At 44.0% G+C, this 12,309-nt stretch carries 9 protein-coding genes; 1 reads left to right on the top strand and 8 read right to left on the bottom strand.

Annotation, left to right across the window (positions count from 1 at the left end):
* Positions 1-3 precede the first annotated feature (3 nt).
* The 8 genes from B6N13_RS07240 to B6N13_RS07205 all read right to left on the bottom strand — a co-directional run bounded on the left by B6N13_RS07240 (position 4) and on the right by B6N13_RS07205 (position 10,976).
* Positions 4-1,392 (bottom strand): TRAP transporter large permease subunit, encoded by a 1,389-nt coding sequence (locus B6N13_RS07240; RefSeq protein ID WP_012072085.1) that lies wholly within the window; start codon positions 1,390-1,392, stop codon positions 4-6.
* Positions 1,392-1,928 carry a TRAP transporter small permease subunit gene (locus tag B6N13_RS07235; RefSeq protein ID WP_169458969.1) on the bottom strand — a complete coding sequence of 179 codons (537 nt, stop codon included), beginning with the start codon at positions 1,926-1,928 and terminating at the stop codon, positions 1,392-1,394. The genes B6N13_RS07240 and B6N13_RS07235 overlap by 1 nt, the downstream gene beginning before the upstream one ends.
* A 304-nt stretch (positions 1,929-2,232) precedes the next feature.
* Positions 2,233-3,600, bottom strand: a complete 1,368-nt coding sequence (locus B6N13_RS07230) for a hypothetical protein (RefSeq protein ID WP_169458968.1) — start codon at positions 3,598-3,600, stop codon at positions 2,233-2,235.
* A gap of 62 nt (positions 3,601-3,662) precedes the next feature.
* Entirely contained in the window at positions 3,663-4,829 is a 1,167-nt protein-coding gene (locus tag B6N13_RS07225; RefSeq protein ID WP_211172802.1) for an iron-containing alcohol dehydrogenase, read from the bottom strand.
* Positions 4,830-4,869: 40 nt separating this feature from the next.
* On the bottom strand, positions 4,870-6,309 hold the full coding sequence (locus B6N13_RS07220; protein ID WP_211172801.1) for an NAD-dependent succinate-semialdehyde dehydrogenase: 1,440 nt from the start codon (positions 6,307-6,309) through the stop codon (positions 4,870-4,872).
* Positions 6,310-6,675: 366 nt separating this feature from the next.
* The gene (locus B6N13_RS07215; RefSeq protein ID WP_012072080.1) at positions 6,676-7,911 is read right to left on the bottom strand and encodes an ABC transporter substrate-binding protein; all 1,236 of its coding nucleotides are present in this window, start codon (positions 7,909-7,911) and stop codon (positions 6,676-6,678) included.
* Positions 7,912-7,942: 31 nt separating this feature from the next.
* Positions 7,943-9,289, bottom strand: a complete 1,347-nt coding sequence (locus B6N13_RS07210; RefSeq protein ID WP_012072079.1) for a sigma-54 dependent transcriptional regulator — start codon at positions 9,287-9,289, stop codon at positions 7,943-7,945.
* Positions 9,282-10,976 (bottom strand): sensor histidine kinase, encoded by a 1,695-nt coding sequence (locus B6N13_RS07205; RefSeq protein WP_169458967.1) that lies wholly within the window; start codon positions 10,974-10,976, stop codon positions 9,282-9,284. The genes B6N13_RS07210 and B6N13_RS07205 overlap by 8 nt, the downstream gene beginning before the upstream one ends.
* A 244-nt stretch (positions 10,977-11,220) precedes the next feature.
* Between B6N13_RS07205 and B6N13_RS07200 the strand changes: the two genes are divergently transcribed.
* Positions 11,221-12,189 (top strand): phosphate ABC transporter substrate-binding protein PstS family protein, encoded by a 969-nt coding sequence (locus B6N13_RS07200; protein ID WP_012072077.1) that lies wholly within the window; start codon positions 11,221-11,223, stop codon positions 12,187-12,189.
* Positions 12,190-12,309: the final 120 nt, after the last annotated feature.

Below are 12,309 nucleotides of genomic sequence, written 5' to 3'. Positions count from 1 at the left end.
TCCTTAGTCTGCGTAGACTTGTTCAGGTAGCCAAGTAGCTATCTCTGGCCAGATAGATAACATGATTAACACAGAAACCTGGATAAGAATAAAAGGTATTACGCCTTTATAAATAGACTGAGTTTTAAGCTCTGGAGGCGCTACGCCACGCAAGTAAAACAGCGCGAATCCGAATGGTGGAGTGAGGAATGATGTCTGTAAATTGATTGCCATCATAATACCCAACCACACTGGATCTAAGCCCATTGCTAACAATACTGGCGCAACAATTGGCACAACCACAAAGGTGATTTCAATGAAGTCTAGGATGAAGCCAAGAAAGAACATTAGCAGCATCACGACGATCATTGCGCCAACAACGCCACCAGGAAGTTGCGAGAAGAAGTCTTGAATCAACTCTTCGCCACCAAAGCCACGGAACACCAACGAAAATAAAGAGGCGCCGATTAGGATCATAAACACCATGCAGGTAACTTTGGCTGTCGAATATACCGCGTCTTTTAAGGTAGGAAAGTTTAGTTTACCGCTGCCTAACGCCAATAGAGCAGCACCAAGTGCGCCAACGCCAGCGGCTTCGGTTGGTGTCGCAATCCCGCTAAGAATGGAGCCCAATACAGCGAAGATAAGTACTAAAGGAGGCACCAATCCTTTAAATAGCTGAACAGCTAAGGATTCGTTTGAGCCATTACGTAATTCGTCACGAGGTACAGCAGGTGCTTTGTGCGGTTGCAACCAAGCTACCATGATGACGTAAAGGATATAAAGCCCAACCAAGATTAGGCCAGGAATCAGTGCACCAACAAACAAATCTCCCACAGAGATGGTTTTAGGCGAGAAGATCCCCATTTCTAATTGTGCTTTTTGATAAGCATTGGACATGACATCGCCCAATAGAACTAAGGCAATGGATGGTGGAATGATTTGACCTAACGTACCAGTTGCACAAATAGTACCAGCGGCTAACGCTGGATCGTAACCACGACGCAACATGGTTGGTAACGAAATCATGCCCATGGTAACCACGGTTGCACCAACAATGCCTGTACTCGCCGCCAGTAACATGCCCACCAAAATAACCGAAATGCCTAAACCACCACGCAATGTGCCAAACAACATGGCCATGGAGTCGAGTAGTTTTTCAGCTAATTTGGATTTTTCGAGCAAAACGCCCATCAAGACAAACAGTGGTACTGCGATTAAGGTTTCATTGCCGACGATACCGAATAAACGGTTTGGTAAGGCTTCTAAGAAAACACTATCAAAGGTGCCGAACATAGAGCCAACCGCGGCAAAAATAAGCGCAGTGCCGCCCAAAGAAAATGCTACAGGGTAACCAAAAAGCAAGCAGACACAAACGCCAGCAAACAGCCATAAAGGAATAAATTCAGCCATTAGTTTTGTCCTTTAGCCTGTTTATTAATGAGGGAGCGAGCCGTAGTCACAACGCCAATATTCTTCAAAATATCAGCCGTACCTTGAATGATCAGGCTAATCATCATGATAGGAATAAGTGTTTTTAGCAGATACACAAAAGGCAAACCGCCAGGTTCAGGAGAGGTTTCTAATACTCGCCAAGAAGCACTCACGTAATCAAAGCTCAAATATGCGGTGTAAAGCGTGAATGGCAAAAGAAAGAAAAGACCGCCAATGATATTTACCCACGCTTTTTTAGTGACAGAAAAGTCACGATAAAAAACATCAACGCGAACATGTTCATCGTCTTTAAATGTGTACGCTGCGCCCAACATAAAGACCATGGCATGCATATAAAGCACGGACTCTTGCAGAGCGCTCGCACCGATACCAAAGCCATAACGCAACAGCACGATGAGGCAGGTAAGTAGCATCATCGCTAACGTAAGCCAAGCAACGCATCTTCCCATGTAATGGGAAATCGCCTCAGCTGAACTGACCAGTTTGTTTAACATTAAAATACCCACAGTTTTAAACATTATTATCGGAAGTTTAGTAAGGCCTTAAAGCCCAGAAAATCCGGACGGTTAGTCTATTGGATAACGCCACGCTTGGGAATATTCCAGACGGCGTGAAAGGCAAGTTAGAAGGCATATAACGGAAATTAGGTGGATTATTGACAATAAAATATAGAGAACGAGAGAGTGCCTGTTTTTTTTAAGTAAGTACTTTTGTTGTTGAGTCAGTCAATAACAAGGAGGAAACGGTTCTGGTTTTTCAAAAACAGACACGACGGAGCCGTGTCTGTTGATTGGATCTTTACTTTGTTTGATCTTTTACAAAAGTGGTGTCTTTTTCACCCTTGAAGAAATCACGACCGTAGACTAGAAGGCATAATACTACGCCAACAGCGAATGCCCATGTTGCACCACGAGTCGCCAGAACAGCGGCAACGATACCTGCGATACCAAGGTCACGTTGAGATCTAGCCTCCATGATACCGATTTTCACTGATACATAGCCTTGAATCAGCAAAGTAAGTGCCAAAGCTACACCCAGAATAGGTTGAACCAGTGTGACGATAGGCATGAATAGTAAACCTGTATTGGTTCCCCAGCGGAAAGAGCCCGCGCCCCCAAAGATGGAGTTCATAGCTTTTTTACCTTGGCTGAAACGCTCTGTTATTACTACGTGCATAGCCGCCCAAAGAGGTCCACACATCGCGACATCAGGCCCAAGAATTGACATTGCTGAGTTTCTTGCACCAAAAATCATGTGTGCACGGTCTGGACTATAATCAATTTTTTCGTCAGTACGAATTAGATCAGCTTCATCTAAAATCGCTTTACTTTGTAACACATCGCCAAACAACACAATGTAGGCTGCAAGGACGGTTGGTATTGCGGTAATAAACATCATAATTGGCGGCATACCGAGACCGAATACTGTGTACTCTTTCCAAAGAGTAACAAAGTCTGGAGATGAGAATCCCCACTGAATTGTCGGCCAAGAGGTTTCACCAACAGTTGGTGCAATGACAATTGCTAAAACAACGATAGGGAAAATACCCAGCTTACCAATAAGATTAAACAAGGCATTGTTTTGCTTTAGTTCCGCAAAATGACGCGAAAATATCACATAGAACGCTACGCCAACCGCAAGGGTAATAGTCACAGGGTAAGTATCAAAACGTCCGTCGACTTTAAATACCGCCATGACAGCAGCAATACCGGCACCTATGATAATGCCAGATTTTATTGCCTGTGGTATGAGTGATACTACCCTGTGTGCCAATCCCGAGGCCCCAATAAAAATCGCAAATACCCCTAAGAGTAACTGGAATGACACCAGAGCATGTATTCGTTCAGGCCCTTCAGGAAAGGTTGAGCAATATGCCATAAGTAGTGGAATCGCTGGTGTGATCCAACCAGGTACGACAGGGTCGCCTAACAAATGGTGTAACAAATAGAACAAGCCATTCAGCATGACGACTGCCAATGCGACTTCAAATGGCATCCCGAGTAATTCAGTCATTAACGGAATGGCGGCTAAGTCGACCGCACACATTAGTAGGCCTTGAAAGTAATCCGGCCATTCGAAACGATAATGGACAAAAGGCAGTCTGACTTTAAAAGGCCCCATTTTCCAATAGGGTGTTTCTTGGCCATCAATGCGTTCTTCTCTCATGGTTATTTCCTTTTATTTTTTTAGTTATTAGCCCCATTTTCATGGGGCAAGGTTGTTTAGAATCAGAAAGCAGCTTGATACAAAGCCAATGCATCTTCTTCAGTGACGGGAACAGGGTTGTTGCCTAACAGACGGGTTTGTAACATGGCGTCTTTGGCAAGTGTTGGTAGGCTTTCTTCGGTGACACCAACATCTTGTAGGCGCTGCGGTGCGCCAGATTCGTTCATCAGTTTTTGCATGAAATCGACGAATTTCGCTGAGCGTATTTCCATCTCTTCATCTGAATAACCCAGAACGACATCGGCAAGTTCCGCATACAATGGCGCAGCAACTGCCATGTTGTAGCGTAAGACTGGACCAAGCATGAGAGCGTTCGTTAAGCCATGAGGTAGGTGATAATGACCGCCTAATGGATAAGCAAGGGCGTGAACTGCGGCCACTGGGCTATTAGAGAAGGCTTGGCCCGCTAAGTTTGCCCCCAATAACATGGCTTCACGGGCCGCGCGGTTTTGCCCATCTTGGCACGCCGTGACTAGATTTTTGCTCAACAAACGTAAAGCTTCTTTCGCCAAGGCATCTGACAACGGATTCTTAAGATGAACCGACGTGTAGGCTTCAATAGCATGAACCATGGCATCAATGCCGGTTGCTGCAGTTGGTAACGCTGGCAGACCAACAGTTAACTCGGCATCCAACAAGACGCGATCTGCGTACAACTGCTGCGATACCACGCCCATTTTGGTGGTTTCGCCAGTGGTAAGAATGGTGATGTTGGTCACTTCCGAACCTGTGCCTGCCGTAGTAGGAACTTGTACCAATGGTGTTCTGGTGCCAGTGATTTTACCTATGCCGTACAGTTCAGAGAGTGGTTGTTCCGATGTCAGCATGACAGCAACCAATTTGGCTATGTCCATAGAAGACCCGCCACCCAAGCCTAGAACGATATCGGCATGGCTTTTCTTGCCTTGCTCGACACATTCCATTAGCACGTGTTCTGGTGGATCCGCGACCACATCGTCAAATACCGTTACCGTGAAACCGTGTTTTTTTAGCGAGTCTTTGGTTTGTTCCAATAGGCCGCTTTCATTCAAAAATTTGTCAGTGACGATTAATAAGTTACGTTCTTTGAACCACTCGCCAAGCAGTTCACCAAGACGCTTTGCGCCACCCCATTCAAGGTGCATGGAGCCGGGCGTATTAAAAGAAAAAGGTTTGATGCCGTCAGTCATAATGATCTCCAGTTTATTGTTGTTGGCTACTGTTGCTGGCTTATAGAGCGCTGCATACGTACTTCATTTCGAGATATTCTTCGATGCCATACTTAGAGCCTTCGCGTCCAAGACCAGACTGTTTGACGCCACCGAAAGGTGCAACTTCGTTTGAAATCAACCCTGTGTTGTGACCAACCATGCCGTATTCCAGCGCTTCTGATACGCGGATCATGCGGCCGTGATCGCGAGTATAGAAATACGCGGCGAGTCCAAAAATCGTATCGTTTGCCATGGCGATGGCTTCTTCTTCGGTGTCAAACGCAAACAGCGGCGCCATCGGACCAAAGGTTTCTTCTTGTGCGACTTTCATGTCAGCAGTGACACCGGTCAAAATCGCTGGCTGTATGAAGAGTCCTCCCAAACGTTCGCCACCAAAGACCAGCTTAGCGCCTTTGCTTATGGCGTCTTGGATATGATCTTCTACTTTAGTGATGGCTTTTTCTTCGATCATAGGACCAATGTCGGTGCCAGCTTCAACACCGCTACCTACTTTTAACGCTTTGACTTTTTCGGTTAGTTTCGTAGTGAATGCTTCATAAACACCGCGCTGAACCAAAATACGGTTTGCGCAAACACAGGTTTGTCCCGCGTTACGGTATTTAGAAGCCATAGCGCCTTCGACCGCTTTATCAAGATCTGCATCATCAAAGACGATAAAGGGCGCGTTGCCGCCAAGTTCCAAAGAGACTTTTTTGATGGTTTGCGCGCATTGCGCCATTAATAAGCGACCGACTTCCGTTGATCCTGTGAATGACAGCTTGCTAACGACTTGGCTGTCGGTAAGAACCTTGCCGAGTTTGCTAGCAGAGCCCGTGATGACTTGAAAAACGCCTGCAGGAATACCGGCACGTTGTGCTAATTCGCCTATGGCTAACGCAGTAAGCGGCGTTAAGTCCGCAGGACGAACGATCATTGAGCATCCTGCAGCCAGTGCTGGCGCGGCTTTACGTGTAATCATCGCGGCTGGAAAGTTCCATGGGGTAATCGCGGCGGTTACACCAATAGGTTGACGGATAACGGTTAGTCTCTGGTCTGCGCGAGGTGCTGGAATCGTGTCGCCATAAATGCGCTTTGCTTCTTCAGCAAACCATTCAATGAAAGAAGCCGCGTAGCCAATTTCGCCTTTTGCTTCAGCTAACGGTTTGCCTTGTTCTGATGTCATCAATAGGGCTAGGTCGTCGGTATTCTCGATCATCAGCTCAAACCAGCGTCTTAAAATCACTGAACGTTCTTTGGCGGTGAGTGCTGCCCATTTTTTTTGTGCAATGCGAGACGCTTCTATAACGGCCGGGATTTCCTCAGGTGAAAGGTGAGGAATTTCTGCGATGACTTCACCGGTCGCAGGATTCGTGACAGGGTGTGTGGTTTTTGCTTTGGCTTCGACCCACTCGCCATTGACTAAGCAGCGAGTTTTTAGAAGTGACATGTCTTTTAACATGAGTATCACCTTTATATTGGTTATTTTAAGACGCTCTGTTTTTGTCGTTGCTAGGATCACAAAGGACCCATAAACAGATGACGAACACGTCATTGCTCAAAATAAATAATCAATAAGAGGCCACTCAAGTCGCTGGGAGGTCTTATGAGATAGGATGGCATTTGTGTTAATGCGCGCTCTTATTATTTTTTTACTAAGAACAATGTTGCTTTTTAGATAAGAGCAAGCAGGATGCCAGTTTTTTAATAATATCTATCTATTTGATAAATATAAAAAATGTTTTTTTTCGGTATGCCTAAAAGGATGTTTTTGAGCGGTTACCGATCATGACGATCGCCATTTTATGATCGGTAACCGCTCATAAAACTAGTGTGATTGACGACGATCAGGGTAGTAAACCGACCAGTTATGCAGCAAACGTGCTGCTGGGGGAAGGGAGGTGTCTTTAGTCGAGGTTCCGATGGAAATAACTTGCTGAAGTTGGTGAGTGTTTGCGTCCATGTAGGACGAAAAACCTACGGGATCTTCAGGTAGTTTAATTACTAAGTTTTCAAGTACGGTTTGTAACTCTTCGTTAGTTGCATCGACCCCCGCAAGGTGAACGGCTTCAGCAATGGCCATAATGCCTGAGTACGCACCTTCTGCAGCATAAGAAGGATAGCGTCCGCTTAACTCATGGAAGCGTGATACAAACCATTGATTAAATGCTGTGTCTGGCCAGTTATTGTGATGACGAGATGCCAAAATGAGTCCTTCGGGCATGTCTTCGCCTAATGCTGCAAGGACTTCAAAGTTGGCGCCAGTGTCGAAATTAGCAAAACGTGCATGTTGGAAAAGATTAGTGCTATTGGCTTGTTGAATGAAGGTGACAAGATCGCCCCCCCACATGGCATTTACGATCAAATCTGTTGGCTTCTCTAGTAGTGCCTGAATAAAGGTAAAGTAGTTTGGTTCATAAAGTTTAGGCCATAAAGTAGTGACGACTTCATAGTTAACTTGTTGCTGTTTAAGGGCATCTTCTAAATCATCCCACATGGTGTAGCCGTACTCGTAGTCTGGGCCAATATAGGAAATTTTAATGGGTTTGCTGGCGGAAGACGGAAAATGCTCACGAATATATTTGGCTCCTGCCAGCATACTTTGTTGGGTGTTATTACTGACTCGAAAATATAAAGGGCGCTTGCCTGTATCTGTCATGCGAGATGAAGCGTGATCAGTGCCAATAAAAAAGGCGTTTTCTTGCTCTGCAACTTGGGCAACTTGCCACGCAATAGATGAATTCACCACGCCACAAATGAAACGTGTTTGATGGTTTCTTACCAATTCTTTTACTAAACGTGTGGCTCGTGAGGCCTTCGATCTAGAATCCTCAATAATGATTTTTAAACTAGGATAGTGATCAGTTTTGTTTGCCAACTGTTCCAGTGCTAGCTGAATACCAATTTTACTGTCTTCGCCATATAAACCGCCACGTCCAGTAAGTGGAAAAAGGCAGCCAACATTTATGTCTGCTTTGTCTTGATTGCCTAGCACTATTTCGGCTTGGCTGTTTGTTATGGTGAAACATCCTAATAGGGCGAGTAACCAGGTTAATTTTTTCATAAGGGCGTTCTTATTGTTATTTTTTCTGAGTTTAAATATCTATATGAAGTCTTTGTATTCTGCGTTTTAACGCGTGCCTAGATATGCCGAGTTGTTCGGCCGCAAGGCCTTTTCTGCCGCCACATTTGCTTAAAGCACTGAGAATTAGCTCTCGTTCTTTGTTTTCTACTGACGAAGAGTAATTTGAGTCCTCTATTTTAGGGGGCAGTGGGTTTTGTCGATATTCGCTTGGTAAATGTTTTGGCATGGCTGCTTGGCCTGGATACAAAATAGTAATGCGTTCGACTAAGTTTTTGAGTTCCCGAATATTACCCGGCCACGAGTAGGCTTTAAGTTGAAAAATAACGTCATCGCTCCAAATTGGCGGGTTACAGCCTTCTTGTTTTGCAAACTGCTCACTGAAGAAACTTACTAATAAATCAATGTCTTCCGTTCTCTCTCTTAGCGCTGGGGCATTAATTGGTACCACATTGAGTCGGTAGTACAAATCGGCGCGGAAAGTACCGGCATCAACGGCCTCTTTAAGGTCTTTGTTGGTGGCGGCAATAACCACGACATTGGCTTTGCGTTCTTTTCCTCCACCAATGGAGCGATAAACGCGATTCTCTAGAAACGTCAGTAATTTTGCTTGAATGGCTAATGGCATTTCGCCAATTTCATCTAAAAATAATGTGCCATTATCTGCCAATGAAATAAGACCATCTCGCTTTTGTACTGCGCCAGTATAGGCACCGCGTTCTGCACCAAATAGCTCTGCCTCGATAAGCTGTTCAGGTAGTGCAGCGCAATTTATTTCGATAAAAGGAGCATCATCAAAACGAGCATCGTGCAAGCTGCGCGCAATTAAGGCTTTTCCTGTTCCGGATTGCCCTGAGATCAAAATGGTTTTGGCAGCACTCCTACCTACTTGTTCTATCATGTCACGGAGTTGTTGGGTGTTATGGCTATTGCCAATAATACGATGCGTATGGATTTGCTTAGAGCGCAAAAAGCGCAGTTCTTTTGATAACTTTTGCTGTTCACCACAGCGACGAATTAAAAGTTCTAACTCATCAATATCAAACGGTTTGGTGATGTAGTCGAGTGCGCCTTCTTTTACTGCTTTTACTGCGGTTCTAGTATCACCATGTGCGGAAATCATGATGACTGGCGTGTCAGCAGATAGGCTTTTTAACTGAGTTAATACGTCTAAGCCGGACATATCTGGTAGACCTAAATCCAATAACACGACGTCTGGAACTAAGGTTGTAAACGTTTTTATACCCTCGGTTCCAGAATACGCTGCGTGGAGATCTATGTTTTGGTCATTAAGGGAGAACTGGATGCTGCGAACCAAGTTGGGTTCATCATCTATTACCAAAACAGTTAGGCTACTCATATTTATCTTCTTCTATCCGGTCGTTTTGAAAACATAATTGAACTTTAGTGCCAGCATTCTCCTGACTTTCAATGGAAAGTTCAGCATGGTTGGACTTGGCTAATACATGACAGATTGCTAATCCTAATCCTGTGCCAGCAGACTTAGTAGTAAAGAAAGGTTCCGATACTCGTGGCATGAGAGAGGTTGGAATGCCTTTACCATTGTCGATTACGGATAAAATGATTTGCCCATCTTTCTTTGAGCCAAGCAAGGTGATTTGGCCACCTTCTGTTGGCATTGCCTGAATCGCATTGAGTATTAAGTTCATTAAAATCTGTCGAATATGAGACAAATCCGCAGTTATCTCAAGTAAAGGGTCACAGTCTAACGTAATCCCAACATTTTGTTTTCTGGCAGACGCATTTACCAGTGCTCGAATACCTTCTAGCAGTTCTATTAAGCTTATCTTCTCTAATTTTGGTTGTGTCGGTCGAGCGAAGTTTAGCAAGTTTTCAATGACTCGATTAACGCGTTCTATTTCTTCTTCAACCATCACCAGCATTTCATTATGTTGCGGGTTGGATTCTCGCTTAATTAAAGTTTGTATCGTCATACGGATAATGGTCAGCGGATTGCGAATGTCATGAGCTAATCCTGCCGCCAGTTGTCCTAATGAGGCTTGTCTCTCCATTTCTACTGATGCTTGAATTACGTGATGTAGTTGTAAGCGCATGCGATCAATGGCTAAGGTTAATCGTTTTAATTCTGTTCCTGGTTGCAATGGCACTGGTGAGTCTAAATCGCCAGCAGCAATACTTTCGACGCGATCAATGAGTTTATCCAGTTGTCGGTTTAAGCGTTTTGAAATATACCAATGCAGCAGTAATAGGCCTGCGGCGGTAAATAGTACCAAGAGAATCAGCCAGTAACGCATTTCTGCACTTGGTGGGCTAGAAAGATCTTTGTTTTGACGCAGTTTGAGAGACCAGTTGGGCAGCAAATCATAACTGGTATTAATGCTTGTATCTTTGTCTACAGGCTGACCGACGATATCAAATAAACGATCACCAGGAACATCTAATAATGGTGTATAAATACCATCGACACCAAGTATCTTGGGTATAGAAGCGAGTGAATTAAAGCGCAGAATGATGCCGATGTATGGCGCATGTTCGATGGCAAAGCTGCTGGTATTGATTTGTTTTAATAATAAGACCGAAGAAGGGCGATCAAATGAATAGTTTTCTGGACCATAAATGCCAGCGTCTTCAAATTGTGTAACAGGATAGATCAAGGATTGATCGTAGCGATTTTGCGAGTAGGCGTATTCAGGAAAACTCCACAAGTATTGTTTGTGTTCATCAAAAAATGCAATGCCATAGACATTTTGTAAATCTGTTTGAATTCTTAGCAAAGTTTGCAATTCAGAAGACAACGACTGAGCTCCATCAAGCGTATAAATTTGGGGGTTGTCTAATTCATCGGCAAGGACATCAAGCTGATAAAGTCTCTCACGAAGATTGGCCTGAAATTCATTCTGAACAGTCGCTACGCGCGTGCTTAATTGTTCACTTGATATTTTTATAACTAGCTGATTCAGATAAGTGTCATAGAGTCCGGAAAAAACCAATAAGGGCACAAGCGCTACTACTAAAGACAATAGTAAGTAACGATTAGATAAGCGTTTATTTTGACGTTTGAACAACTTAATGAGCCCTTTCAATGGCGTAGTGTTGGAATATGTTACAGCGATTAAAATCGTATGGACAAAGAAACTTGCTGTTTGCTCGTGTCGATTTCCTTTTGGTTTTGTCAAGACGCATAATTTATTTTTGAAATATTTCATTGTTTAACATTTCTGTCACATATCTTTCCTATAGTACAAAACATCGAACGAGCTATGGGCAGTTGCTCATAAATATTTGACTACAACCACTGAGGTTTATGTGATGAAAAAACTAGTTGCAGGTTTAGCGATGACAGCGGCAGTAAGCGTTTCTGTTAACGCTTTTGCAGATGTTGATTCAAATTTGATGTCTTACAGCAAAGCAAGTGGCGTTTCTGGCAATATTTCAAGTGTTGGCTCTGACACCCTAGCAAACTTGATGACATTATGGGCAGAAGACTTCAAGCGTCTATACCCAAATGTAAATATTCAAATTCAAGCAGCTGGTTCTTCTACTGCGCCACCAGCATTGACTGAAGGTACTTCAAACTTCGGTCCTATGTCTCGTACAATGAAAGACAAAGAAATCGCAGCGTTTGAGAAAAAGTACGGTTACAAGCCAACAGCTATCCCAGTGGCTATCGATGCTCTAGCGGTATTCGTACATAAAGATAACCCAATCAAAGGTTTGTCTCTTCCAGAAGTGGATGCAATCTTCTCTTCTACTCGTAAGGGTGGTCACAGCGAAGACATCACTACTTGGGGCAAAGCTGGTCTAGACGGTGCTTGGGCTAAACGCGACATTCAATTATTTGGTCGTAACTCAGTATCTGGTACTTATGGTTACTTCAAAGAGCACGCGCTTTTTAAAGGTGACTTCAAAAACAGTGTAAACGAGCAACCTGGTTCTGCTTCTGTTGTTCAGTCTGTATCAACTTCTCTTAACGGTATTGGTTACTCTGGCATCGGTTACAAAACGTCTTCTGTACGTGCTGTTCCTTTGACTAAGAAAGAAGGTGGTGCTTTCGTCGATGCGACTGTAGAAAATGCGGCATCTGGCAAATACCCACTATCTCGTTTCCTTTACGTTTACGTAAACAAAGCGCCTAATAAGCCGCTTGAACCACTACAACGTGAGTTCGTGAAAATGGTTCTTTCTAAAATGGGCCAAGAGGTTGTTGTAAAAGACGGTTATGTACCTCTTCCAGCGAAAGTAGCTAGTAAATATCTGAAAGATCTAGGTATTAACTAAGCAGCGCTGTAGTGAGCTACGGATTAGATGCTTAAAGTAGGAGGGCCGAAACGCTCTCCTACTTTTCTCTGTGCAGTAGGCTGTCACACTACTGTCACATAAAAAAATGTCACACAACAA

Source organism: Marinomonas sp. UCMA 3892, from assembly GCF_012726345.1.
Taxonomy (GTDB): domain Bacteria; phylum Pseudomonadota; class Gammaproteobacteria; order Pseudomonadales; family Marinomonadaceae; genus Marinomonas.
Note: the sequence above shows the minus strand (reverse complement) of the source record. Positions and strands in the feature narration are given on the sequence as shown.

Coding starts and splice junctions, on each gene's coding strand:
- B6N13_RS07240 (WP_012072085.1), bottom strand. CDS start 1,392: ATGGCTGAATTTATTCCTTTATGGCTGTTTGCTGGCGTTTGTGTCTGC.
- B6N13_RS07235 (WP_169458969.1), bottom strand. CDS start 1,928: ATGTTAAACAAACTGGTCAGTTCAGCTGAGGCGATTTCCCATTACATG.
- B6N13_RS07230 (WP_169458968.1), bottom strand. CDS start 3,600: ATGAGAGAAGAACGCATTGATGGCCAAGAAACACCCTATTGGAAAATG.
- B6N13_RS07225 (WP_211172802.1), bottom strand. CDS start 4,829: ATGACTGACGGCATCAAACCTTTTTCTTTTAATACGCCCGGCTCCATG.
- B6N13_RS07220 (WP_211172801.1), bottom strand. CDS start 6,309: ATGTTAAAAGACATGTCACTTCTAAAAACTCGCTGCTTAGTCAATGGC.
- B6N13_RS07215 (WP_012072080.1), bottom strand. CDS start 7,911: ATGAAAAAATTAACCTGGTTACTCGCCCTATTAGGATGTTTCACCATA.
- B6N13_RS07210 (WP_012072079.1), bottom strand. CDS start 9,289: ATGAGTAGCCTAACTGTTTTGGTAATAGATGATGAACCCAACTTGGTT.
- B6N13_RS07200 (WP_012072077.1), top strand. CDS start 11,221: ATGAAAAAACTAGTTGCAGGTTTAGCGATGACAGCGGCAGTAAGCGTT.